Origin of the sequence: Janthinobacterium sp. FW305-129 (assembly GCF_020858115.1) — a bacterium.
Classification (GTDB): Bacteria; Pseudomonadota; Gammaproteobacteria; order Burkholderiales; family Burkholderiaceae_D; genus Janthinobacterium.
The window spans coordinates 166,613-191,248 of the sequence record NZ_JACYMM010000003.1; the positions used below are offsets into that span (position 1 = coordinate 166,613).

Here is a 24,636-nt window from a genome sequence, read left to right on the forward strand (position 1 = left end):
CTTCTTCCAGTCAATTCAGAATGTTGTAGCCGCCATCGACATACAGGGTGCCGCCCGTGATGGCACGCGCGCCGTCGCCGGCGACGAAGGCGCACAGCGCGCCCACGTCCTCGATGGTGGCCAGGCGGCGCATGGGCGAGCGCTCGATGGCGTCGGCCATCAGGCGGTCGAAATGGGCGATGCCGGAAGCGGCCCGCGTCTCCAGTGGCCCCGGCGAGATGGCGTTGACGCGGATGCCTTGCGGCCCCAGTTCGGCGGCCAGGTAGCGCACCGACGCTTCCAGCGCCGCCTTCACGGGCCCCATCAGGCCATAGTCGGCGATGACTTCCTCGGCGCCCAGGTAACTCATGGTGGTCAAGCTGCCGCCGTCCGGCATCAGCGGTTCGGCCAGCTTCGCCATGCGCATGAAGGAGTGGCAGGAGATATCCATCGCCTGCGCGAAGCCGTCGGCGGAACTGTCCGTGACGCGGCCATGCAAGTCTTGTTTGGGCGCGTAAGCGATGGAATGGACGACGAAGTCGAGCCGTCCCCACTGCTGCTCGATCTGCGCAAACAGCGCCTCCAATTGACCCGGCACGGCCACGTCGAGCGGCGCCATGATGGCCGCCTGCACTTGCTGCGCCAGCGGCTCCACATGCGGACGCGCCTTGTCATTGAGCCAGGTCACGGCCAGTTCGGCGCCGGCCGCGCGCAGCGCGCTGGCACAGCCCCAGGCGATGCTTTGCGCATTGGCGATGCCCACCACCAGGCCCCGCTTGCCCTGCAAGGGCAAGTGCGGGCGCAAGTCGGCCGTCATGCCTGGACGGGACGCAGGGCGGGCCACGGCGTGGCCGCATGCACGCAGCGCACCGCGCCAGTACGCATGGCGGCCGCGCTCATGGCCAGGGTCACGCCGCCGGCGCGCGCATACGGCAAGGCAATCGGCGTGTGGGGATGGAGGGTATTGCACGCGTCAGGCGCGGGGGTGTGCATCTTCATGAATCGGCTTCCGTCACTGAAATTCGAGGCCGGCACCAGTGCATTGTCGGGGAACTGGTACAGGGCGAAAATTACTCTACAGCATTTAGATACGTGATTCGCGATGAGTCCGGTCCGCATGCTTATCGTTTTGAGCTAGGTCAACTATAAGTGCGATTGCGGCAATGCAACATTGATGTAAATCAAATTTTACCTCAATATTATCTAAATGAAATATTTTTCAGGCAAGCGTGCGAGCATACGTATTTGATAATACTACCGGGCTGGCGGGAAGAAAAGGGAGCATGCCGGCGCCAATGCCGATTGTCTGGAAAACAAGCAGCGCCGGGCGATGGCACAAGGCCGGCAATGGGAAGGGGCGGAAAGGGGGCCATGCTATTGCGATGCAGCATGGCCCCATTACTGGAATGACGGCAGCGGCATTATTTGCCCGGCGCCGGGGCGCCACGCGAATACAGGTCGATGATGGTGCTGATGCCATCCTGGCAGACGGAGCAGAACGTCTCGCTGCGGTCGAACATGATGCATTGCATCTCGGGCCGGTAATAGCCGGACGATTCGTAGTTCGCGCCTTCAAAGGCGCCCACCGCATGGCGCTGCGGCGCCGTCGAGAACAGCTGCTGCGTGTATGCCAGGTCGGCCTTGAACAAATCGCTCATCTCGCTTTCCGGGCGGTTGGCCGCGCGCAGGGCGGCGCGCTGCTTCTGGTATTCGCGCGCATGGCCGTCGTACGCTTCCTTCGGCCAGGGCGTCGGCAGCGGCGTGCCCGCCTTGACGTGGCTCTTCCATTTCAGCTTGGCCGGATCGCGCAGCGCCGTGGCGTTCGGCTCCCACGGCTCCTGGCGTTCGCCATTCGACTGGTAGGCCACGGGCGAGGTGTAGTACTCGTCGGCCAGGCCGGCGAAATGATGGCCGAATTCATGCACGAACAGGTAATTGGCCCAGTCGTTGTTCGCTGCCGCTGTGCTGAACTGGCCGAAGATGCCGCCGCCGCCATAGGTATCGTTATTGACGAGGATTTCGATGAATTCATACGGCGCGTACTGCGCCAGGTCGCGCAGCGCGCGGTTGTCCGTCGTCAGCACATAGCGCTCGCTGCCGAAGATGTCGTAGCGCGTGCCCAGCGGCGAAGCGTGATGCACGCCCGTCGATGGACGCGACACGCCCGACTCCGGCGTCGGCGCGGCCATGGCCCACACGTTGAAGTCACTGGCCCGCTCGCGAAATGGCGAGACGGTAAACAGGTGCTCGGCCAATTTCCGCGCCGTCGCCTCGAACTTGCCCATTTCGGCGGCCGTGTAGCCGTCGCCCATGATCAGCAGGTCGACCTTGCCGGACGACGGACCGCTGATGCGGATCGGGATCGGCTTGACGGGCGCCGGCGGCTGCTTGCGGATCACGTCCTGCGCGGCAGGATCGACATCGGTGCTCCACACAATGGAAAACAGGCCGCGTTCGTCGCGCTTGAGGATGCGCACGCGTACGGGATGCTCGGGCTGCGGGAAGCGCACGGATTCCTGGAAGGCGCGCGTGGTGGTTTTCGCTTCGTCGGTGCTGGCCCACTCGCCGAAGATGGTGGAAAAGCCGCGCGAATACAGCACCTTGCCCGACTTGATGTCGACCACTTCCAGCATATTGTTGCCGCGGTTGCTGTCGTCGATGGGGCGCGCCAGGTTGCCCGGCCATGGCAAGGGCTCGACCAGCACGCGCTCGACCGCATAATGCTCGCCCAGCGCATTGCCGCTGTGCTGGTAGTCAAGGCGCATGGTGGCCGGCAGCGGGGCATTATCGGCCTGCGCGGCGGGGACAATGCCGGCGGCCAGCGCCAGCGCACAGAGGAAGGATCGAATCGGAGTCTGCTGCATCTCATTCCTAACACGGTAGAAAAACGGGTAAAAGAAGCGGTTTTCCAAACAAACAGCGGCGCCAGCGGCGGGCATGGAAAAATCCGGTGCGGCACATTGTAGCGACAGGAATAGGTACTGCAAAGCATCCAGCTTGACCGCGCCGCGCAATCCATTTATATTAGACTGACTAGTCGATTAATTAAAAGGAGAGCCAACCGCCATGCGCACCATCGATCCCGGCAAACACGCGGCCCGCCGCGACGCCATCCTCGCCGCCGCGCGCCACTGCTTCGCGCGCAAGGGCTTCCACCAGACCAGCACCGCCGCCATCTGCGCGCAAGCGGGCATGAGTCCCGGCAACCTGTTTCACTACTTCCCCACCAAGCAAGCCATCATCGCCGCCATCGTCGACCAGGAAGGCAGCGAGACGGCGGCCTATTTCGCCGGCGTGCAAGGCAGCGCCGATGCGTACGGCGCGCTGCTCGACTTCATGGACCTGGTGCTGGCATTGGCGGCCGACGGGGACTTTGCGGGACTGGCGCTGGACATTGCCGCCGAAGCGATGCGCGACACGGATATCGCGGCCAGGGTGGCGCGCAACGACGCCAGCCTGCGCGGCGGCCTGCAAACCTTGCTGGAAGAGGCGGCCGCACAGGGCCAGGTCGACGCCGCGCTAGACGCCGCGCAAACGGCCGGCTGGATCGCAGCGCTGATCGACGGCATCTTCAACCGGGTCGCCGTCGATCCCGATTATGTACCGCTGGCGCAGCGCGCCAGCCTGCACCTGCTATTGGCGCGCTTCCTGCGCCCTGCCCTGGCATGAGCGCCGCCATGACAACTCCGCCCACGCGCATCGCCGACGTCGACGCCCTGCGCGGCTGCGCCCTGTTCGGCATTTTGGTGGTCAATATCGGCGCCTTCGCCACGCCCTGGTTTGGCCTGGGCTTGACCGATCCCGCCTTTCACGGCGGCGTGGACCGCGCCGCGCATTTTCTCGTCGCGCTGCTGTTCGAGACCAAGTTCTATCTGCTGTTTTCCTTCCTGTTCGGCTACAGCTTCACCTTGCAGATGCAGGCGGCCGCGCGCGCCGACGCGCCGTTCGTGCCGCGCATGCTGCGCCGGCAAGCGGGCCTGTGGCTGATCGGCGCCCTGCATGCCGTGTTCCTGTTTCATGGCGACATACTCACCACCTACGCCGTGCTGGGCATCGTGCTGCTGGCGCTGCACCGCTGCGGCGAACGCCAGGCACTGTCCGTGGCGCTGCTTCTGATTACCGTCTGCGCCGCATTCTGGGCAGGCATGGCCTGGCTGCAAAGCCTGCAGCCGGCGGGCGACGCGGCGGACAACGCCGTGGCGATGGCGCAAAAGGCGGCATCGGCGCTGGCCGCCTACCGCGCCACGCCGGCAACCGTCGTCAATCAGCACCTGCGCGAACTGAGCGACATCTGGATCGTCCTGCTGCTGGTGCAGGCACCGTGCGCGCTGGCCATGTTCCTGTGCGGCCTGGCCGCCGGCAAGCGCGAGATGCTGCTGCACGCGGCCGACTATCTGCCGCTGCGCCGGCGCCTGCTGTGGGCCGGCGCCCTGGCGGGATTGCCCGGCGCAGTCTTGTATGCATGGACCTCCGTCTATGGGGACAGCCCGGCATGGCAGGTGGCGGGACTGGCCGTCGGCCTGGCGACGGCGCCGCTGCTGGCGGGCGCCTACCTGGCATTGGCGCTGGCCCTGTTCGAGCGCTTGCGCGACGGCAGGCTGTTTGCCCTGCTGGCCGACACGGGCCGCATGGCCCTGTCGAACTACCTGCTGCAGTCGGCCATCTGCGCCTGGCTGTTCCTCGCGTATGGCGCGCGCTTGATGGGCAGCGTCTCGCCGCTGGGCGCCCTGGCGCTGGCCGTCATCATCTACAGCCTGCAGCTGCCCCTGAGCCGTTGGTGGCTGCGCGGCCACGCGTATGGCCCCGTCGAGTGGCTGTTGCGGGCCTTGACGATCGCCGCGTGGCCGCGCTGGCGGCGCGCCAGTGCAAGCTACTTGTAGCGGTACAGGGGCTGGCGCAGCTGGATCGGGCGGATGTCGAGGCGCAATTTCAGCACCGAATACGCTTCCGCCTCGGTCGAGCTGTAGCCGACGCTGTTGACCGTTTTACTGAAGCGGAACTCGAAGCCCAGGTCCGGGTACGGGTCACGCGGGTTGCCGAAGGCGATGCCGATGGCTTCCTGCTGCGCGTTGTCGATCAGGTTGCCCATCAGGTCCAGCACGGCGTTGTTGCCGAGGATATCGTTGGTAAACACGGGTTCGCGCATGTCCGGCTGGTTCGGATCGAGCTTGTTGTCGGCCTTGTCCGGCGAGGGCGTGAAGACACGCGTGACGAGGTTGAATTTGTCGCCCCGGTCCAGGTAGCTGATGGCCGCGTTGCTGATATTGAAATTTTTCACGCCGCGGTCGCTGATGGCGCCCGACAGGTCGATCAGCAAGGCGCCGCTGTAGCCGATCACTTCCACGTCGCGCATGGCGTCAACCACCATGGCGCTGTTTTCATCGATGCCCAGTCCCAGGTGATAGCCTTTTTTCAGCATCACGGGAATCATGCGCGCGAAACGGCCGCGCACCAGCAGATGCTGGTCGACGAAGACGTCGCTGCCGATGAAGCCCAGGCCCGGCGCAATCTCGCGGCCATCCGTCACGCCCATCTTGAGCATGTCGAGCACGGGCTTGGCGTCGTAGAACATGGTGGTGCTCATGATGGCCGCGCCGGCGCTGGAGCCGGCGATCACGCCGCCGTTGCGGTAGACCGACCAGATGGCTTCCAGCGCGGCCGTGCGGCTGCCGTCCGGGCGCAGCAAGGCTTGCGTGATGCGCCCTTGGTCACCGCCGGCAAAATAGATGCCGGTGGCCGACTTGATCTGCGTCACGATGGCAGGGTCTTCGGCCGCCTTGCGGTAATCGCGATTGGCAAGCTTGACAGCCAGCGGCACGAAAAAGGCATCGGCGCCATATTGATTGAGCTTCCTGATGATGCTTTCACCGGATTTTTCCGGGTTCATCGCGGCCGAGGCCAGCACGGCGATGCGCGCGCCGGGACCGCCGGACAACTTGACGATACGCTGCCACACTTCGGCATTGTCGGCGCGCAGGCCGCCGCCGATGATGACGAGGGTGCCCTGCGGCGCGCTGCCGATGGCGCTGCCGCCAGGCGCCGCCACGGCATGGAAGCTGCACAATGCCAGTGCGAACAGCAGCGCGGCACGGAATGTGTGATACAGGCTTGCGGATGATTTCATGGTGCCTTTCGAATACAAGGAAAGTGGCGCGCGCTTGCTGACACAGGCGCGCACCCTTGCTGCCAAAACTGCTGCTTGTAACCCAATTGCCTCGAACTACGATACTACTTGCCGCATATGACAGCGTTGTTGCGCTATCTCCACGCTTCTATGTAAAACTGCTTACTTGAAGCTGTAATTGGCGCTGGCATAAAAGCGCCGGCCGCGCGGGTCCGCGTAGGTCGGGTCATAGCCGGAAAGGAAATAGTAGGCCTGGTTTGAGTACGGCGGACTGGTATTGAACAGATTCTGTATGCCGGCGCGCAGCTTGAACTGCTGGCTGACCGCATACGCGCCCGACATGTCCCACAGCGTGTAGGCCTTCACCCGGTTCGGCTTGACCACGCTGCCATCGTCGGTATTGATGGCCGAGTTCTGGTCATCGTAGCCGCTCGAATACGTGTTCGACAGGCTGGCCGAATACGGGCCATTGTCCCAGTCGAAGGTGATCGTATGGCGCCAGCGCTGCACCACGCCGTCCGTGACAAACTTGTTCAGATTGCTGATGAAGACGTCGCCGGGGCTGGTCTGGATTTTTGAGCCTAGCACATAGGTTCCGCTCAGGTGGCCGCCAAAGCGCCCCCATGCCGTTTTCACGCTGTGCAGGTCGGCCGTGATATCGATGCCCGAAGCTTTTTGCGCGCCGCGGTTCTCCTTGCGCAGTTCGATGTAGCGGATTTCATTGTCTTCGTCGCGGTGCACCAGGTCGCCGTACTTGGACAGGTTGGACAGGATGATGTCGTCGCCGATTTCGCTGATCAGGTTCGTGCGCCGGATGTTCCAGTAGTCGGCACTGAAGGTCCAGTGCTGGCTGGGTTCGAGCACCACGCCGGCCGTGAACTGGCGGCTGCGCTCCGGTTTCAGCTTGTCATTGCTGTAGCGGCGCGTACGCCAGTTGTCGGCGCAGACGGAGTAGTCGTTGTCCTCGGCTGCGCAGTACACGGGATCGGGCAGGGTCGCCGTCTGGCTATAGACGGTGGGCCGATGCAGGTCCGACATCGACGGCGCGCGGAAACCCTTGCCGGCCGAGGCGCGCAGCAGCACCTCCTTGCTGGGCATGTAGGTCAGGCCTACCTTCGGACTGAGGGCGCCACCCACTTGCTGGTAATGGTCATAGCGGCCGGACAGCTGCGCCTGCCATTGCTTGCTGAACGGCAATAGCAATTCACTATAGATGGCCTGCACATTGCGGCTGTCGCTGGTGGCCACGCCTCCTTCGGGCGCGTCATCGTTGGTGATATTACCGCTCATTAGCAATGCGGATGGCCGGAAATCCGTGCGCTCGCGCCGCACTTCGCCGCCCACCGCCAACGCCATGTCGCCGCCGTCCATGGACATCAAGGGACGCGACACCTTGAAATCGAGCGCATCCATGACGCCGCGCGCGTGCCGCACTTCGTCGTTGACCTGGATGCTCTCGAGCAGCGCCTTACCCGCCGCACTGGAGGGGCCGAAAGGATTGATGGTGCCATCCGTGATGCCCTTTTGTAGCTGGTCGGCCAGCAGGTAGCCGTGCGTGTCCTTGTCCCTGACCACATTGACACTGTGATTCAAGCCCACGTCGTAATCCCAGCCGCCCACGGTGCCGGTGGCGCCCACCACGTAACGCTGGCTTTCGCTGGTCAATTCGCTGGTGCGCATGCCCGCTTCGTTCAGGCGGATGCGCAGGGCCAGCGTGCCAGTCAACCCGGCGGCGTTCAGCTGCGGCACCATGCTGGCGTCGATTTCGCCATCCGGCCGCGCCGTCGATCCCACGTAATAGCTGCGCGAACGGCTCAACGCCACCTCCGCATACAACTGGTGATCGTTGTTCAATTTGAGGACGCCGCGCGTGAGCAGGTTCTGCTTGTCCGTTTTCGGATACAGCTCGGTGTCGCCCATGTAGTTATAGGTACACGCATCGACGCCGCCCGTGCCGGCCGGCAGATACACATTGGCCGGTCCGCTGCAGCCTGGAATCGACAGATTAATCAGGCGATTCGTGATCGGCTGGCCATTGAGCAGGAAGCCCTGTTCCTGCAGGTAGTCGCGCTGGTCGCTGGAGAGGCGGATATTCGCCGGACTGGCGTAACTGGACAGCAAATGGCCGAGGCGTTCCGGCACATGCAGGTGCGGAATGAACTTGCGCTGCGAAGTGCTCAGACGGTCGGTTTTTTGCAGGTCGACCACGGCAAAGATATTGTAGCCATCCGTGGCCAGGTCGCCCGTTCCGGCCGTGATGCTGGCCGTGCGCTTGCCGGCGCCGCCTTCCTGCGTGCCGCTGCCGTAGGCGTTCAGCTCCACGCCCTGGTAATCCTTGCGCGTAATAAAATTGATGACGCCGCCGATGGCATCCGTGCCGTACAGGGCCGAGGCGCCGTCGAGCAGCACTTCCACGCGCTGCAGGGCGGCGGCGGGAATGTTATTCAGGTCCACGCCCGCATCGTCGCCGGGCGAGGCGAAGTTGGCCATGCGCCGGCCATTGAGCAGCACCAGCGTGGACGAGGTGCCCACGCCGCGCAGGTTGGCGCTGTTGAAGCCGCGCTGGTCGCCGCCCACGTTGATGCTGACGCCATCGGTCAGGCCGCCCACATTGGCCGAGACGCGCGCCATCAGCTCGGCCGCCGTCGTCACGCCCGCCTTTTCGATGTCGGCACGGGTGATGACCTGCACCGGCAGCGCCGTTTCCGATTCCAGGCGCTTGATGGCCGACCCCGTGATCTCCACGCGCTGCATTTTTTTTGGCGCCGGCTCCACGTCCGGCCCCTGCTCCTGCGCCTGCGCGCCGCCGGCCAGCATGCCCAGCGCCGCCGACACGCTCAGCGCGCCCAGCGCCGCCGACACGCTCAGCGCGCCCAGCGCCAGCCGCACGCCTTGCGCCAATACCGACTCGCGTGGCAAGAAGCCACCGTCCCGTCTTTTCATCTGCATGGTCACTCTCCCCGGATGTTGATGCCTGATTTTTATAATGATTTTGGGACTGCCTTGCGTTGCCTTGAAGCTGTTTTCCGCGGGCCCTGCACGCCATGTTCGCCGCCATACAGATAGGCTGCGATGACTTCGCTCAAGCGGGCCGCTTTTTCTACGTTCTTCCTGTTCGATACCATCAGCGCCACGGCCAGCGCCTCGATCATGGCCAGCGCCGTGCTGGCGCTGCTGGGCAGGACGGGATGCGTGCTTTGCGCATACAGCGCGTGGTCGGCCAGTTCGGCCAGGGGCGACGCGGGCGAGTCGGTGAGCGCCACGATACAGGCGCCGCGGTCGCGCGCGAAGCCGGCCAGGCCGATGCAGTCGAGCGTATAACGGGGAAACGAGATCACCACCAGCACGTCGTGCGCCGTCAGGTTGACCAGATGGCCGGCCGCCACTTCCGAGCCGCCGATGCCCACCACTTCCACCACGTGCGGGCAAAACGGCTGCAGGTGCTGCACCAGCATGCCTGCCAGGTTGGCCGACAGGCCAAAACCCATCACATACACCACCTTGGCCCGCGTCAGGCGGCGCACCACGGCCTGCATGGCGGGCGGCGACAGGGCATCGGACGTGGCGGCGATGTTCGCGGCCGCATATTCCAGGCTTTCCGTGATAGGCGAGGTGGCGCGCGCGCGCCGCTGTATCGTGCGGCGCAGTTTGTCGACCGGCTGCAACAGCGATTGCAGGGTTTCCGCCATGGCACCGCGCATGGCCGAATAATTCTTCTGGCCGATGTCGCGCGCGAAGCGGCTGATGGTGGCCGTCGATACCTGGCAGCTGTCGGCCAGTTCCTCGATGCCCAGCGCCGTCACGCGCATCTGGTTGCGCAGCAAATAGTCGGCGATCTGCCGCTGCGAAGCCGAGCCGCCGGCCAGCACGTGCATCAGCGCCTGCCCCAGCGGCGATTGCGCGAACGCGGCGTCGGGCGACGCCAGCGTGTTGGCAGGTGGCGTGGGGGTGCTGCTTCTGGCAGGACTGGCGGATGCGCTCATATCGCTGGCGGCCTGTGTTCTAGTGTGTGGCGAATGACGGACAAGGAGGCGAAAACGGGTCGCTGGAACTTACTGTACGCATATCAAAAAGAAAACTCAACAAATATTTGTAAAAGGATTTTCATTGATTTACTTCGTGAAAATATTGCTACATAATCGACCGGAATCCATCAACCATGCACCTTTTCGGGGCGCCCACCATGCAAGTACAACAGCATTCCATCTCCACCGCGCACGCCAGCATGTCATGCCAATTGAGCAGCTTCCACTTCGGCACTGCGGCCGCCACCAGCCGCAGCGGCAAGAAGGTGTATATCCAGGCGGCGCTGCACGCGGACGAGGTGCCGGGCATGCTGGTGTCGCAGTTCCTGCGCCGCGAACTGCTGGCGCTGGAGGCGGCGGGCAAGGTGCACGGCGAAATCATCCTGGTGCCGGCCGCCAACCCGATCGGCCTGGCGCAAGCCATCCATGGCGCGCCGTTCGGCCGCTTCGACCTGACCACCGGCATCAACTTCAACCGCGCCTACCGCCACGTGGCCGATGAACTGAAAATCACGCTCGATGGCCAGCTGGGACAGGATGCGCAAGCCAACGTGGCGCTGATACGCGAGCATGCGCGCGCCGCCGTCGCCGCCTGGCGGCCGGGCACGGATGCGGAGGCGCTGAAGAAAACCCTGCTGGGCATGGCCATCGACGCCGACATCGTGCTCGACCTGCATTGCGATAACGAGGCGGCCCTGCACATTTATACGGGCACGCCGCTGGCCGCGCAGATCGCGCCGCTGGCCGCGCTGCTGGGCGCGCGCGCCGTGCTGCTGGAGCTGGCGGCCGGCGAAGAGCCGTTCGACGAAGCCTGCAGCCGATTGTGGTGGGATCTCGACGCGCACTTCGGCGGCCGCTATCCGATTCCCGCCGCCTGCCTGTCGACCACCGTCGAATTGCGCGGCGAAGTGGAAGTGAGCTACGCCCTGGCCGAACGCGACGCCGCCGCCCTGCTGCGTTTTCTCGCCATCGAGGGCGTGCTGGACATCCCCGGCGCCGGCGACGACCTGCCCGCGCCGCAATGCACGCCGACGCCGCTGGCCGGCGTTGAACCGATCCTCGCGCCGCATCACGGCGTGCTGGTCTACCTGCGCGAAATGGGCGAGGTGCTGGCCGCCGGCGACGCGGTGGCCGACCTGATCGACCCTGTCAGCGGCGAGACGACGACCTTGCGCTGCACGGTCGCCGGCGTCTTTTTTGCGCGCAGCGCCCATCGCCACGTCCTGCGCGGCATGAACGTCGGAAAGGTCGCCGGGGCCGTCGCCTTCCGCGGCGGCAGCCTGCTGAGCCAATAAATGTCACAAAAAAGCGCCATGCGAAAATTCAAGCTCCCCAATACCTTCGTCCTGCTGTGCGCCATCCTGGCCATGATCGCCCTGGCGACCTGGCTGGTGCCAGGCGGGAAATTCGACACCCAGCTGGTCAACGGCAAGCAGCTGATCATCCCCGGCACGTTTCATTACGTAGCCAACAAGCCGCAGGGGCTGGCCGCGCTGATGATGGCGCCCATCAAGGGATTCGTCGACGCCAGCCTGATCATCGGCTTTGTGCTGATCGTCGGCGGCGCCTTCGCCGTGCTGCAAAAAACAGAAGCCTTCGACTCGCTGATCAAGGCCATCGCCAAGGCGCACACCAGTTCGCGCTTCGTGCGCGCCGCCATCATCCCCGTCTTCTTCACCATGTTTTCGCTGGGCGGCGCCACTTTCGGCATGAACGAGGAAGCGATTCCCTTCATCCTGATCTTCGTGCCGCTGGCCCTGGCCCTGGGCTACGACACCATCACCGGCGTGTCGATTCCCTTCATCGGCTCGCAGGTGGGCTTTTCCGCCGCCTTTTTAAATCCGTTCAACGTCGGCATCGCGCAGGGCATCGCCGGCGTGCCGATCTTTTCCGGCATCGGCTACCGCCTGATCGTGTGGGCCATCGCCACTGCCGTCAGCATCGTGTTCTTGATGTGGTACGCGGCGCGCATCAAGCGCCATCCGGAAAAAAGCCCGACCTACCTGCTCGACATCGAAAAGCGCAGCGAGCACACATTGGACCTGAACAGCTTTGCCGGCATGACGCGCACGCACCGCGCGGTACTGTGGATTTTCATGGCGACCCTGCTGACGATGGTCGTCGGCGTCGTCAAGTACGACTGGTTCATCGATGAAATCGCCGCCCTGTTCCTGGTGATGGCCATCATCGTCGGCCTGGTCGGCCGGCTCGACATGGACAGCCTGGTGGCGTCGTTCGTGCAGGGCGCGCGCGACATGGTCAGCGTGGCGCTCGTCATCGCGCTGGCGCGCGGCACCATGATCCTGGCGCGCGACGCGCAGATCATCGACACCATGCTGCATGCATTGACGCCCCTGGTGGCCTCGTCGAGCCCCGTCTTCGCCGCGCAAAAGATGTTCTTCATGCAGTCGGTGATCAACTTCTTCATCCATTCGGGCAGCGGCCAGGCGGCGCTGACCATGCCCATCATGGCGCCGCTGGCCGACCTGGTGGGCGTGACGCGCCAGACGGCCATCCTGGCGTTCCAGTTCGGCGAATTCACCACGCCGATGATCCCCACGTCCGGCATCACCGTCGGCGTGCTGGCGCTGGCGCGCGTGCCGTGGATTACCTGGGCCAAATGGATGATCCCGCTGCAGCTGATCTACCTGGTGCTGGCGCTGCTGCTCTTGATTCCGCCCTGCCTGATGCACTGGCAGTGAGCGCCGACCTGGCGGCTCAGGAAATCAACGCTGGTAGATATCGGGCACATACCGCTCCATCAGCGTCTCGGGCCTGAGCGGCGCCGTAAAGCCGTAGCGTGCATATAGATCATGCGCCGTGCTGGTGGCCAGCATGAATCGGCGCAAGCCCTGCAAGCCGGGATGCGCCATCACGGCCTCCATCAGGCGCTTGCTGTAGCCACGGCCGCGGTATTCTTCCAGCACATACACGTCGACCAGATAGGCAAACGTGGCGTAGTCGGTGACCACGCGGGCGAACGCCACCTGGCGGCCGTCCAGCATGCCGCCAAAGCAGAGCGAATGGTCGATCGCGCGCTGTACCGTGGCCAGCGGGATGCCGATGGCCCATGTCGATTGCGTGCCGAGAAAATGGTGGATGGCTGGAACGTCGAGTTCCGCCTTGTCGGTGCTGATTATCAGATGCGACATCGCGCAAGCCCTGCTATCGTTGAAAAACACGATCATCGGCCTTTTTGCCGCGGCTGTCACCAGGGATGCATAGAACCGGGGGCGCCGCCCGTTCCGATTGCCCATGATGGGATGCCATAAGGTGCTGCCAATACTGTTACCGATACTGCCTGCATGCCATCGCCGCGCTTACAGGGCGAGGGCGGCTTTTTCTTCGGCGCTCAAACGCCTGGCGCTCACATACACGGTGTGCATGGTGGCGTGATCGGCGCTGGCGGCGATGGGGGCCGGCGCGGCGCGGAACTTCGGCACGGCGGCGGTGGCCAGGCTGGTCGCGGCGGCGATGGCGATGATGGCAACGAAGATGGCTTCCATGTTTTTAGCGATGTTCATGATGGTGTCCTTTGGGTGGCTGGTTGTGTGCTGCGATGATGGAACTGTAGGCGCATTGCTCCGCGATCGCCACCGGATTGCGACAAACAGCCCAAAAACAGGGACAGAATACCGAGCGGCCCGATGAAAGGCAGAAAGCCAGGCTGGCCCCGCGCAGCACCTTGTTCCGGCTCCGGCAACGACGGGCCATCGTCATTGCACAAGAGACTGATCGCCATTCCTTGCGGCGGACATGCCCTTGAATGTATTTCTTGCAGGCATGCTACAAATGCGGCATGCTACATTTGTAGCTTATCCAATCACCAAGGAATACGATGCTCTCATTCGCATGGAAGTGGACATTGGCCGGCCTGCTGTCTGCCGCCGTCTTGACAACGCCGGCGGTTGCCGCCGATTTTGACGGCATGGTCAGCGTCGGCGGACACCCGCTGCACGTGGCGCAGGCTGGCGCAGGCTCGTATACCGTCGTCTTCGAGGCGGGCTTCGCCAGCGACCTGTCGGTATGGCGCAAAGTGGCGCCGGAGGTGGCGAAAAATGCGGTAGTACTGGTCTATTCCCGCGCCGGCTACGGCAAGTCGCCGGCACGCCCACAGCCGCTCGGCCTGGAGCAAAGCGTCGCCGAGCTGGCCGACGTGCTGCGCCAGCGCAAGGTGGAGGGCCCGCTGATCCTGGTGGGCCATTCCTATGGCGGCTTCCTGATCCGCTACTTCGCGGCCACGCATCCGCAGCGGGTCGCGGGCCTGGTCTTGGTCGACCCCGCCGATGAAGGACTGGAAAGCATACTCAAACACATCGATCCGGCGCGCCTGCGGCAGGACCAGCGCATGCTCGCTGCCAGCATTCCGGCCAAGTGGCAGGGCGAGCTGCAAACGATCCAGGCGCTCCTCGATGCGGGCCAGCTGCCGGCGATGCCGGCGCTGCCCGACGTGCCTGCGGTGCTGCTCACGTCCGTGCAGGCGCGTGCCGGCTCGGACTTCTTCCAGGAGACGCCGGCCGTCATCAAGATCAAGCGCGAGCGGCACGCTGCCTTCCTCAGCCAGTTTTCAAGCGGCGCGCACGTCTTCACGCCGAACAGTGGCCATGGCATCCAGATGCAGGAACCGGACCTGGTCATTGCCGCCATCGGCCAGGTCATGACCCTGGCCACGCAGGGTGCCGCGCGCGCGGCCAAGGCGCAGGCCAAAAAAAAGCTGATGGGTGAGCTGGAGCACAGCACCGCCATGCTGGGCAAGCAGCAGAATGACGCAGCCATGGATCACACCGCGGCGGCACTGCGGGACAGCGCATTGAGCGAAGCGGAGATCAATGCATTGGGTTTCGACCTGCTGACCAAGGCGAAGCAGACGGCGCTCGCCACGCTGGTGCTGGCGTACAATGTCCGGGCCTATGCGCAGTCCGACAATGCCGCGGACAGCTACGGCGAAGCCTTGCTGGCAGGTGCCCGCCCCGCGGAGGCGCAGCGCCAGTTCGCGCGGGCGCTTGCGCTGGGACAGGCCAACGGCGCACGCGAACAGGCCATGGCCGGCTACCGCCAGCATCTTTCACAAGCAGAGCAAGCATTGAAATCACCATGAAAAAGAAACCCTTGGCCACTGTCCCCGCCGGGATGCGCGGACTGGAAGACCTGGCACCGCGCGAGCGCCAGGTCGTCGAATGCGTGTACCGGCTGCAGGAAGCGACGGCGACGCAGATCCAGGAAGAACTGGGGCCGGACTTGAGCAATTCGGCGGTACGCGCCATGCTGGCACGCCTGGAAACGAAGGGCGTGCTGCAGCATCGCGTCGACGGTCAGCGCTATTTGTACAGCGCCGTGGCGCCGCAGGCACAGGTGCGCGAGTCGGCACTGAAAAAACTGGTCGGCACCTTTTTCAATAACTCCAAGGCCAGCGCCGCGACGGCCTTGCTCGGCATGTCCGGTGAGCTGAGTGCGCAGGAGCTCGATGATCTCGAAGCGATGATCGCGAAGGCGCGCCAGGAAGGCCGCTGATGGCGGGAACCGATCTCGCGCAGCTTCTCCTGAAGCATAGCGTGACGGTGATGCTGTTGTTCTGCATGCTGCGCCTGCTGCACCGCGCGTCGGCCTCGCGCCGCGTGTTTGCCACGCGCTGCGGCCTGGTGGCGCTGCTGCTGATGCCCTTGTTCTGGCTATGGCTGCCGCAGCTGTCCATGCGCATGCCGCTGGCCATGTCGGCCCTGCTCGACCCTCCGCTGCGCATCCCCGCCAGCGTGGCGACGGCTGCGCTGCCCGACATCGATGCCGCCCTGGCCGCCCCGGCCCGTGCCGCATGGCTTGGCCGCTGGCTGCTGGCCGCATATGCCGTAGGAGTGCTCTGCCACCTGCTGCGCCTGGCGCTGAACCTAGTGCGCTTGCGCCAGGCTACCGCCGCCGCGCAGGTGCTCGAAGCACCGGCATGGAGCATGGCCCTGCAAAGGCTGCGCCTGTCGCTGGGGCTGCGCCGTTCCGTGCGTCTGCTGGTCTCCGAGCCGGCCACATCGCCATACAGCTGGGGCTGGCGCCATCCCGTCATCGTGCTGGACCGGCATAGCGTCGGCAATGCGGAAGCCGATGCCGTGCTGGCCCACGAACTGGCGCATATCCGCGCCCACGACTGGCCCATGCTGCTGCTGGCGCGCATGCTGCTCGCCCTGTACTGGTGGCACCCTCTGATGTATCCGCTGCTGCGCATGCTCGAACACGATACGGAATGCGCCGCAGATGACGCGGTACTGGCTGCCGGCGCCACGCCATCGCGCTACGCCCACACCCTGCTCATGGTCTCGCGCCAGGCCTTCGGCGCAGAACAGGCAGGCCAGCCGGCAGCGGGCATGGCCAATCGCATTGCCAGCCGCGGCGCCATGCTGGGCACACGCATCGCGGCGCTGCTGGAAGCCCATCGCCCGCGCGGGCTCGTCACGCTGCGTCAATGGTGGAGCGGCATGCTGGCAAGCGTGGCGCTGGTGTGCGTGATCGGCAGTATCACGCTGCAAGGGGAACAGGTGCTGTGGCCGGACAGCCTGTTGCCGGCCCCGAACGGCCAGCAGCAAGATCCGGTCGCCTTGCTGCATGCGCTCGGCAACCCGAATTTCACCCAGTTATCCAGCGCGATGCGTGCCAGGGACTACACCCTGCGCCATGCGGCCGAGACAGAATCGTTCCGCCAGCGCGCCGCCATACCGGCACTGCTGCTGGCCTTGCGCGACCCGCAGCCTGTCGTACGCCAGCTTGCCGTCTGGGCACTGGGCGAGATGCGTTTTGCGGAAACGGCGCCCGCCGTGGCGGCGCTGCTGGCCGATCACGACGCCGCGGTGCGCGCCGAAGCTGCCGCCGCGCTGGGCGACATGGACGAGCGGCGCTGGCTCGCTCCCATGATCGCCATGCTGGGCGACAAGGACGCTCTGGTGCGCCGCCGCGTGGCCCATGCGCTGGGCGACTTGCAAGCCGGCGCCGCCATGCCCATGCTGCAAAGCCGCTTGAACGACCCCGTCCCCGACGTGGCCAGCGAAGTGCGCTGGGCGCTGGGCGAAATGCGCTAGGCGTGGCTGTCCACTGCCGCCGGCGCGATGCCGATGGCTGATGAGGGCTGACTGATAAAAATAGGGGGCTTGGCTGGAAGCGTGCGTTCCGCCCGTTGCTACGCTGTGTTGCAGATTGCTGCTGTCACCGGGGCTGGAGCGAACCGGGGTACCGCCCGTTCGAATGGCCCGTGATGGGATACTGCGAGTTACTGCTACTGCCCGCATGGCATAGCCGCGCTTACAGGGCGGCTTTTTCTTCGGCGCTCAGGCGCTTGGCGCTGACGTATACGGTATGCATGGTGACTTGCTCGGCACTGGCGGCGATGGGGGCTGGCGCGGCGCGGAACTTCGGCACGGCGGCGGTGGCCAGGCTGGTCGCTGCGGCGATGGCGATGATGGCGACGAAGATGGCTTCCATGTTTTTGGCGATGTTCATGATGATGTCCTTTGAGTGGCTGGTTGTGTGCTGCGATGATTGAACTGTAGGCCGATCCCCCCTGAACTGCCATCGGATTGCGACCAAACGCACGATTCGCGGGACAGAATACAAACAGCCCGGATGAAACGCGCAACAGGCCGTTGCCGTGGCATTTGAGGCTTGCCAGCCCCATTCCCGGCCATTTCAGCGCCCTGCAAGCCCCTAAAAGCCCTACCGCTGGCCAACCTTGTTTATAATCGCCGTACACTAAAGGACTTCTTTCATGACTGATCAATTCTCCAAAAAGGGCGAAGCCTGGTCGGCCCGGTTTTCCGAACCGGTCTCGGACCTCGTCAAGCGCTACACAGCTTCTGTATTTTTTGACAAGCGCCTGGCGCTGTTCGACATCGAAGGTTCGCTGGCCCATGCGGAAATGCTGCATGCGCAAGCCATCATCAGCCCGGCCGACTACGCGGAAATCCAGCGCGGCATGGCGCAAATCTCGCAGGAAATCGCCGCCGGCCAGTTCGAATGGCTGCTGGACCTGGAAGATGTCCACCTGAATATCGAAAAACGCCTGACCGAACTGGTCGGCGATGCGGGCAAGCGCCTGCACACGGGCCGTTCGCGCAACGACCAGGTGGCGACCGACATCCGCCTGTACGTGCGCTCCGCCATCGACGACATCACCGCCCTGCTGGCGACCTTCCGCAGCGCGCTGACGGACCTGGCCGAACAGCATGCCGACACCATCATGCCGGGCTTTACCCACATGCAGGTGGCCCAGCCGATCACCTTCGGCCACCACATGCTGGCGTATGTCGAAATGTTCGGCCGCGACGCCGAGCGTATGGCCGACTGCCGCAAGCGCGTCAACCGCCTGCCGCTGGGCGCTGCCGCCCTAGCCGGCACCACCTTCCCCATCGACCGCCTGCGCGTGGCCAAGACGCTGGGCTTTGACGACGTGTGCCACAACTCGCTCGACGCCGTATCGGACCGCGATTTCGCCATCGAATTTTGCGCCGCCTCCGCCGTGCTGATGATGCACGTGTCGCGCATGGCCGAAGAACTGGTGATCTGGATGAGCCCACGCATCGGCTTCATCGACATCGCCGACCGCTTCTGCACCGGTTCGTCGATCATGCCGCAAAAGAAAAACCCGGACGTGCCGGAACTGGCGCGCGGCAAGACGGGCCGCGTCTACGGCCACCTGATTGGCCTCTTGACACTGATGAAAGGCCAGCCGCTGGCCTACAACAAGGACAACCAGGAAGACAAGGAACCGCTGTTCGACACGGTCGACACCGTCATCGACACCTTGCGCATCTTCGCCGACATGGCCGGCGGCATCACGGTAAAACCGGAAGCGATGCGCGCAGCCGCCCTGCAGGGTTATGCCACGGCGACCGACCTGGCCGACTACCTGGTCAAGAAAGGCTTGCCATTCCGCGACGCCCATGAAGCGGTGGCCCTGGCCGTGCGCGCCTGCGTCGACGCCGGCTGCGACCTGGCCGACCTGTCTTTGGATCAGCTGCGCGCGTTTTCGCCGCTGACCGGCGAAGACGTATTCGAGGTGCTGACGCTGGAAGGCTCCGTCGCCGCGCGCGACCACGTGGGCGGCACCGCGCCGCGCCAGGTACGCGAAGCGATCGCCCGCGTGCGCACGCAGCTGGAAAAATAAACCGCGCTTGCGCCTCCGGACGCCCCGCTGCAGCGATGCAGCGGGGCGTTTTTCATTGCGCGACGATTTTCGACAGTACGGAAAAGGCGGCGCCCGTCTGCGACGCTTCCAGCAGCAAGGTCAGCTCCGTATATGTGCAGATGATGTTGATCAGATTGATGCGCTCCCAGGCCAGGCGCTTGAGAATGGCGTGATACACGCCCGGCGTATAGCAGGTTTCGGCGGCCAGGTGCAAAGTCACGGCCGTCACCCGTTCCTGGCGCGCCAGTTCCTGCTCTTCGCCGAACACCTCTTCCACCAGCGCGTGCAGCGAACGGCTGCAGATCACCATCACCTCGTTGACGCCGCGCGTAACGGTGATGAACGTGCCCCGCTGGGGTGCTGCCAGCGCCAGCAACTGGCGCTGGCAGGCATACGTCTGGTCGGAATAACGGTAGGTAAAAATCATCAGCTCGCTGCGCGTGGACAGCTCGCCCGCGCGGTGCGCCAGCACGATCTCGCCGCCTTTCTGCTGCGGCATCCGTTCGGCCAGGCGGCGCAGCGCCATTACCACGGCAGCCTGCCCCACCGGTTTCCATAAGTCGCTCTGCAATTGCGGCTGCAGCTGGCGCGCCAGTTCCGACAGGTTCAGCAAGCCGCGGCCCAATCCCTCGCTGAGAAAGGCCGATTCCATCACGATCTGTTCCACTTTGGTCGCTATCGAAAGCATAGTTCGTCGGGCCGGTGATTCCGGTGCACGCACCAGGAGCCGGCAACCCTTCCTGAAAAAAGGATGCACTGCGCCAGCGGCCACGCCGGGCGGCGCGGTCGGACTCGCGGAAAAGCCCCCTTGCGGGGGGAACAGCCGGCTAGCGGCGGCTAGGAAGGCGGATGCAGCATGAAGGCCGCTCCAGAGGGGAAATGGCTGAAACCTGCAGCAGAAAACAGAACTGACGTCATGTGAAACTCCCGATTTTTTCCCGATGCGCTGTATCTGGACGCGGTCATTGCCGCGTGCGCTTTTTTTGTCTTCGCCTGGTCCTCTGGGGACACCGCGAAGACCTAGTGTAGATCGCAACATTTAGAAAAGGCAACAGTGTTTTTCCAACAGAACACACCATTAGGCGAAGTAGTCCAAAACAAAAGTTGCAGCTTGCGATACATCAAACTTTCATATGATGTATTGCCGAAAAATGTTCAATTCTTAACAAAAATTCGCGTAGTGACCCATTTCTTGAATTTTTTGACATGGCGATCTCGACAAGTTTAGTGTCCCCCTACCCGGCGTCATGCCACCACAAAACGGCAGGCTATCCGCCCGCCGCCAGGCACGCCGGGGTGGCCATCAGGCATCGCGGCCAGCTCATTCACCATTTCCTTAACCGATACCATGGAGCAGAAATGAATTTACGTTTGACGATAGTTGCCGCATCCATCGCCGCCCTGCCGCTGATGGCCACCACGGCCGACGCCGCCACGTCGCTGCCACAGACCCTGATGGCCGCGCCGGTCGCCCTGGCTTCTCCACAAGAGACCGCCAGCCTGGTCAACAAACTGGCCGCGCAAGCGCGCAGCCGCGGTCTGAATACCGAGCATGGCTTTGCCGTCGGCGCCCAGCATCCGGGCGTCAGCGGCACCCGCGTGAGCCGCGTACAGCACACCTACAAGGGCTTGCCCGTCTTCGGTTCCGAGACGGTAGTGGTCAGCAACAGCGCCGGCGACATCGTCAGCGAATCCGTCTCGGACCGCGCGTCCGGCCTCGGTAGCGGCGGCGTCAATGCCGTCACCCGCAGCGCCACCACCGATATCGACACCACGCCGGCCGTCAGCGCCGCCGCCGCCATCGCCGCCGCCGTGAAAAGCATCGGTGTGCCGGCCGTCGACCATGTGCCGCCGCATGCGCAGCTGCTGATCTACCCCGTCATGAAAACCGTGCGCGTGGCCGGCGCCGAGAACAAGTCGGAAGCGGCGCTCAACGCCCTCGACGTGCAGGATGTAGTCGACCACTATGAGCTGGCCTACCTGGTGCAGACGCGCATGATCAGCGGCAGCAAGCCGGTCTACTACGACACCGTCGTCAGCGCCAGGGATGGCCGCATCCTGCGCCAGTGGAAAGCCCTGAAAACCGTCGCCGGCATTGGCAACAGCCAGTACAACGGCCAGGTGCCGCTCAACACCACGCTGACCGGCAGCACCTACACCATGAAAGACCCGAGCCGCGGCACGGGCGGCAGCTTCGGCGGCATGGCCATCACGAATGCCAACCATGGCACCACCTCGGGCAGCGTGTACAGCAGCACCAGCAATACCTGGGGCGACGGCCAGCAATACATCAACGGCGGCAGCACCACCAACGCCAACGGCCAGACGGCGGCCGTCAATGCGATGTGGGGCCTGATGAACACCTACGACACGCACAAGAACGTGCTGGGCTGGTCCAGCCTGGACGGCAACAACACGGCCACTCACATCGCCGCCCACGTCAATACGGCCTACGACAACGCCTACTACGACGGCAACTGCAAATGCATGTACATCGGCGACGGCGGCAGCTCGTTCAACAACCTCGGCTCCATCGACGTGATCGGCCATGAGATGGGCCACGGCATCACGGACGCCACCTCGGGCCTGATCTACTCGCAGGAGTCGGGCGGCTTGAACGAATCGAGCTCGGACATCGCCGGCGAGATGGTGGAAGCGTATGCGCGCGCCGGCGGCACGGGCAGCACGATTCCCAATACGGGCAACGATTGGATGACGGGCAAGGAGATCGCCAAGAATGGCCAGCCGCTGCGCTGGCTGTACAAGCCGAGCAAGGATGGCAGCAGCCCGAATGCGTGGAGCAGCACCATCAAGAACCTCGACGTCCACTACAGCAGCGGTCCGAACAACCGCATGTTCTACTTCCTGTCGCAAGGCTCGAATTCCACGTCCAGCAGCGACTACTACAGCTCCTACCTGAACAAGAGCCCGCTGGCCATGACCGGTATCGGCAGCGACAAGGCTTACCGCATCTGGTTCAAGGCCGCCACCACCAAGTTCACCTCGTCGACCAACTATGCCGATGCGCGCAACAAGGTGCTGCAGGCAGCCGAGGAACTGTATGGCGTGGGCAGCGCGGAATCGATCGCCGTCAAGCGCGCGTATGCGGCCATCAACGTGGGTACCGACGTCGATGAATCGACGACGGGCGGCGCGGTGACCATCACCAGCCAGCCGGCCAGCATCACCGTCGCACCAGGCGCCACCGCCTCGTTCGCCGTGGGCGCGGGCGGCGGCACGGCGCCGTACACCTACAAGTGGTACCGCAACGGCGCCGTGATCAGCGGCGCCACCTCGCCCGCCTACAGCTTCACGGCCATGGCGGCCGACAGCGGCGCCGTCTTCAAGGCCACGGTGACGGATTCCTCATCGCCCGCCGTGACGGCCACGTCGAACAACGCCACGCTGACGGTGGGCACCAGCAGCGCCACCGAACGCGTGACGAACGGCGGCTTCGAGGCCGGCGCCACGGGCTGGAGCGGCACCACGGGCGCCATCGGCACGTTTACGGGGCAAGCCGCATACGAAGGCACGCAGTACGCCTGGCTGGGCGGCAATGGCGTCACGGCCAGCGAATCGCTGACGCAAAGCGTGGCCATTCCGGCCACCGCCACGTCCGCCAGCTTGACCTTTGCGCTGCATATCGACACGGCTGAAACGGGCAATACCGTGTACGACAAGCTGGTCGTCACCGTGAAGAACAGCGCCGGCACGGTGCTGGGCACCCTGGCTTCGTACTCGAACGTGAACAAGGCGGCCGGCTACCAGATCCGCACGTTTGACCTGATCGCCTACAAGGGCCAGACCGTGCAGCTCTCGTTTGCCGCCACCGAGGACGCGTCGCTGCAAACCTCGTTCGTGATCGACAAGGTCAGCCTGGTTACCCAGTAAGCGGCTGAAGATGCGGGCAAGCCATCGATGTATCGGCTTGCCCGCACGACACGATTGATTTCCTGGCAATTCCAGTCTACCCTGAGGCAGTGATTGCATCTTGCCTGCTGCCGGTACCCGCGACGAATTGAACTTTTTTTGGATGGTTCCTGACCGATGCCTACTTCGACCTTGTCCGCACGCGCTCTCCCCTTTTCACATCACCCCATTTTCACGCCCCAGGCCACCACCATGCTCGCCTGAGCCGGACATGCAGTTCCACCTCCAGGTGCAGGGCCCGGCGGGCAGCCAGGCGCTGGCCATCGACGCCGCCAGCGAGGCCGAGGCGATCCGCGCGGCCGTGCGCGGCGGCTGGCGCGTGCTGGCCGTCGACGCTGGCGTCGCACAGGAGACGGGTGCCGCGCTGCGCCCCGGAAAACAGGGCTTGCCCCTGCTGCAATTCAGCCAGGAGCTGCTGGCCCTTCTCGAAGCGGGCCTGAACCTGGGCGAAGCCATGGCCACCCTGCACAACAAGGAAACGCGCCCCGGCGCCCGGGCCACCCTGGCTGCCATCGTGCTCACCCTGCAGCAGGGCCTAAGCTTTTCCGACACCCTGGCCGGATTCCCCGACATCTTCCCCGACATTTACATCGCCACCGTGCACGCGGCCGAACGCTCGGGCAACCTGCCCGAGGCGCTGGCGCGCTTCGTTGCCTACCAGCTGCAGTTCGACGCCATCCGCAAAAAACTCATTTCCGCCGCCATCTACCCGTGCATGCTGCTCGTCGTCGGCGGCCTGGTGACCCTGTTCCTGCTCGGCTACGTGGTGCCCAAATTCAGCGTCGTCTACGAAAGCTCGGGTCGCGAGATTCCCTGGATGTCGCAGATGCTGCTGGGCTTTGGCCAGACCCTGGCCGCGCATCCGCTGCTGTGCGCCGGCGCACTGGCCGCGGCAGTGGGCGCCGTGGTCTTCGGCATCGCCAACCGCGCCATGCGCATGGCGCTGGTGCTACGCCTCTTGAGCCTGCCCGTGCTGGCGGACAAGGCGGCGGAATTCCGCCTGGCCCGCTTCTACCGGGCACTGAGCCTGCTGCTGCATGCCGGTATCCCGCTGCACAAGGCGCTGGCCATGGTCGCGCCGATGCTGCTGCCGGCGCAGCAGGAGCAGCTGGCGCAGGCGCGCCGCGCGGTGCAGGAAGGCATGCCGTTTTCCACCGCGCTGGAACAGGCCGGCATGGCCACGCCGGTGGCGCAATCGCTGCTGAAGGTGGGAGAAAACACGGGCCGCCTGGGCGACATGCTGGAACGCTCGGCCAAATTCCACGACGAGGAATTCGCCCGCTGGGTGGACTGGGCGTCGCGCCTGCTCGAGCCGCTCTTGATGACCATCATCGGCGTCGTCATTGGCGGCGTGGTGGTGCTGATGTACATGCCGATCTTTGAACTGGCGGGGAGCTTGTCTTGAACCTTATCGTGAA

20 protein-coding genes are annotated in these 24,636 nt (G+C 64.4%); 10 read left to right on the forward strand and 10 right to left on the reverse strand.

The window, feature by feature from the left end:
* Positions 1 to 10: 10 nt before the first annotated feature.
* The 3 genes from fabI to IGS61_RS07085 form a co-directional block, all read right to left on the reverse strand.
* Positions 11 to 796: an enoyl-ACP reductase FabI gene (gene fabI / locus IGS61_RS07075; protein ID WP_230539261.1), complete on the reverse strand. Its 786-nt coding sequence runs from the start codon at positions 794 to 796 to the stop codon at positions 11 to 13.
* Positions 793 to 978, reverse strand: coding sequence for a hypothetical protein (locus tag IGS61_RS07080; RefSeq protein ID WP_230538942.1), 186 nt, complete (start codon positions 976 to 978; stop codon positions 793 to 795). Before IGS61_RS07080 ends, fabI begins: the two co-directional genes overlap by 4 nt.
* Before the next feature lie 422 nt (positions 979 to 1,400).
* Positions 1,401 to 2,843 carry an IgA Peptidase M64 gene (locus tag IGS61_RS07085; RefSeq protein WP_230538943.1) on the reverse strand — a complete coding sequence of 481 codons (1,443 nt, stop codon included), beginning with the start codon at positions 2,841 to 2,843 and terminating at the stop codon, positions 1,401 to 1,403.
* A gap of 202 nt (positions 2,844 to 3,045) precedes the next feature.
* Between IGS61_RS07085 and IGS61_RS07090 the strand changes: the two genes are divergently transcribed.
* The gene (locus IGS61_RS07090; RefSeq protein WP_230538944.1) at positions 3,046 to 3,648 is read left to right on the forward strand and encodes a TetR/AcrR family transcriptional regulator; all 603 of its coding nucleotides are present in this window, start codon (positions 3,046 to 3,048) and stop codon (positions 3,646 to 3,648) included.
* Between the two features lie 8 nt (positions 3,649 to 3,656).
* Entirely contained in the window at positions 3,657 to 4,859 is a 1,203-nt protein-coding gene (locus IGS61_RS07095) for a DUF418 domain-containing protein (protein WP_230538945.1), read from the forward strand.
* Here IGS61_RS07095 and IGS61_RS07100 read toward each other — a convergent pair.
* The 3 genes from IGS61_RS07100 to IGS61_RS07110 all read right to left on the reverse strand — a co-directional run bounded on the left by IGS61_RS07100 (position 4,850) and on the right by IGS61_RS07110 (position 10,086).
* Positions 4,850 to 6,103, reverse strand: a complete 1,254-nt coding sequence (locus IGS61_RS07100; RefSeq protein WP_230538946.1) for a cyanophycinase — start codon at positions 6,101 to 6,103, stop codon at positions 4,850 to 4,852. The genes IGS61_RS07095 and IGS61_RS07100 overlap by 10 nt on opposite strands.
* Before the next feature lie 162 nt (positions 6,104 to 6,265).
* Entirely contained in the window at positions 6,266 to 9,052 is a 2,787-nt protein-coding gene (locus IGS61_RS07105) for a TonB-dependent receptor (RefSeq protein ID WP_230538947.1), read from the reverse strand.
* A 32-nt stretch (positions 9,053 to 9,084) separates the two neighbouring features.
* Entirely contained in the window at positions 9,085 to 10,086 is a 1,002-nt protein-coding gene (locus tag IGS61_RS07110) for a MurR/RpiR family transcriptional regulator (protein WP_230538948.1), read from the reverse strand.
* A gap of 200 nt (positions 10,087 to 10,286) precedes the next feature.
* Here IGS61_RS07110 and IGS61_RS07115 point away from each other — a divergent pair, with 200 nt between their 5' ends.
* Both IGS61_RS07115 and IGS61_RS07120 read left to right on the forward strand, forming a co-directional pair.
* A complete protein-coding gene (locus IGS61_RS07115; RefSeq protein ID WP_230538949.1) occupies positions 10,287 to 11,423 on the forward strand; it encodes a succinylglutamate desuccinylase/aspartoacylase family protein in 1,137 nt (378 codons plus the stop codon).
* 18 nt (positions 11,424 to 11,441) lie between these two features.
* Positions 11,442 to 12,830 carry a YfcC family protein gene (locus tag IGS61_RS07120; RefSeq protein ID WP_230538950.1) on the forward strand — a complete coding sequence of 463 codons (1,389 nt, stop codon included), beginning with the start codon at positions 11,442 to 11,444 and terminating at the stop codon, positions 12,828 to 12,830.
* A gap of 24 nt (positions 12,831 to 12,854) precedes the next feature.
* Here IGS61_RS07120 and IGS61_RS07125 read toward each other — a convergent pair whose 3' ends face one another.
* Positions 12,855 to 13,280 carry a GNAT family N-acetyltransferase gene (locus tag IGS61_RS07125; RefSeq protein ID WP_230538951.1) on the reverse strand — a complete coding sequence of 142 codons (426 nt, stop codon included), beginning with the start codon at positions 13,278 to 13,280 and terminating at the stop codon, positions 12,855 to 12,857.
* 168 nt (positions 13,281 to 13,448) lie between these two features.
* Positions 13,449 to 13,652, reverse strand: a complete 204-nt coding sequence (locus IGS61_RS07130) for a hypothetical protein (RefSeq protein WP_230538952.1) — start codon at positions 13,650 to 13,652, stop codon at positions 13,449 to 13,451.
* 314 nt (positions 13,653 to 13,966) lie between these two features.
* Here IGS61_RS07130 and IGS61_RS07135 point away from each other — a divergent pair, with 314 nt between their 5' ends.
* From IGS61_RS07135 to IGS61_RS07145, 3 genes are read left to right on the forward strand one after another with little or no spacing between them, the layout of a single operon-like run.
* Complete coding sequence (locus tag IGS61_RS07135; protein WP_230538953.1) at positions 13,967 to 15,226, forward strand: alpha/beta fold hydrolase; 1,260 nt, start codon at positions 13,967 to 13,969, stop codon at positions 15,224 to 15,226.
* Positions 15,223 to 15,639, forward strand: a complete 417-nt coding sequence (locus tag IGS61_RS07140; RefSeq protein WP_230538954.1) for a BlaI/MecI/CopY family transcriptional regulator — start codon at positions 15,223 to 15,225, stop codon at positions 15,637 to 15,639. Before IGS61_RS07135 ends, IGS61_RS07140 begins: the two co-directional genes overlap by 4 nt.
* Positions 15,639 to 17,186 (forward strand): HEAT repeat domain-containing protein, encoded by a 1,548-nt coding sequence (locus IGS61_RS07145; protein ID WP_230538955.1) that lies wholly within the window; start codon positions 15,639 to 15,641, stop codon positions 17,184 to 17,186. Before IGS61_RS07140 ends, IGS61_RS07145 begins: the two co-directional genes overlap by 1 nt.
* A 220-nt stretch (positions 17,187 to 17,406) precedes the next feature.
* Here the strand turns inward: IGS61_RS07145 and IGS61_RS07150 are convergent, their stop codons facing one another.
* On the reverse strand, positions 17,407 to 17,604 hold the full coding sequence (locus IGS61_RS07150; RefSeq protein WP_077408563.1) for a hypothetical protein: 198 nt from the start codon (positions 17,602 to 17,604) through the stop codon (positions 17,407 to 17,409).
* Positions 17,605 to 17,869: 265 nt separating this feature from the next.
* Here IGS61_RS07150 and argH point away from each other — a divergent pair, with 265 nt between their 5' ends.
* A complete protein-coding gene (gene argH, locus IGS61_RS07155) occupies positions 17,870 to 19,267 on the forward strand; it encodes an argininosuccinate lyase (RefSeq protein ID WP_230538956.1) in 1,398 nt (465 codons plus the stop codon).
* Between the two features lie 52 nt (positions 19,268 to 19,319).
* On the opposite strand, the gene IGS61_RS07160 is transcribed toward argH, so the two are convergent.
* Entirely contained in the window at positions 19,320 to 19,976 is a 657-nt protein-coding gene (locus IGS61_RS07160) for a hypothetical protein (RefSeq protein ID WP_230538957.1), read from the reverse strand.
* A gap of 671 nt (positions 19,977 to 20,647) precedes the next feature.
* On the opposite strand from IGS61_RS07160, the gene IGS61_RS07165 reads away from it, so the two are divergent.
* On the forward strand, positions 20,648 to 23,179 hold the full coding sequence (locus IGS61_RS07165) for a M4 family metallopeptidase (protein WP_230538958.1): 2,532 nt from the start codon (positions 20,648 to 20,650) through the stop codon (positions 23,177 to 23,179).
* A 250-nt stretch (positions 23,180 to 23,429) separates the two neighbouring features.
* Complete coding sequence (locus IGS61_RS07170; RefSeq protein WP_230538959.1) at positions 23,430 to 24,623, forward strand: type II secretion system F family protein; 1,194 nt, start codon at positions 23,430 to 23,432, stop codon at positions 24,621 to 24,623.
* The last annotated feature ends 13 nt before the right edge of the window (positions 24,624 to 24,636 follow it).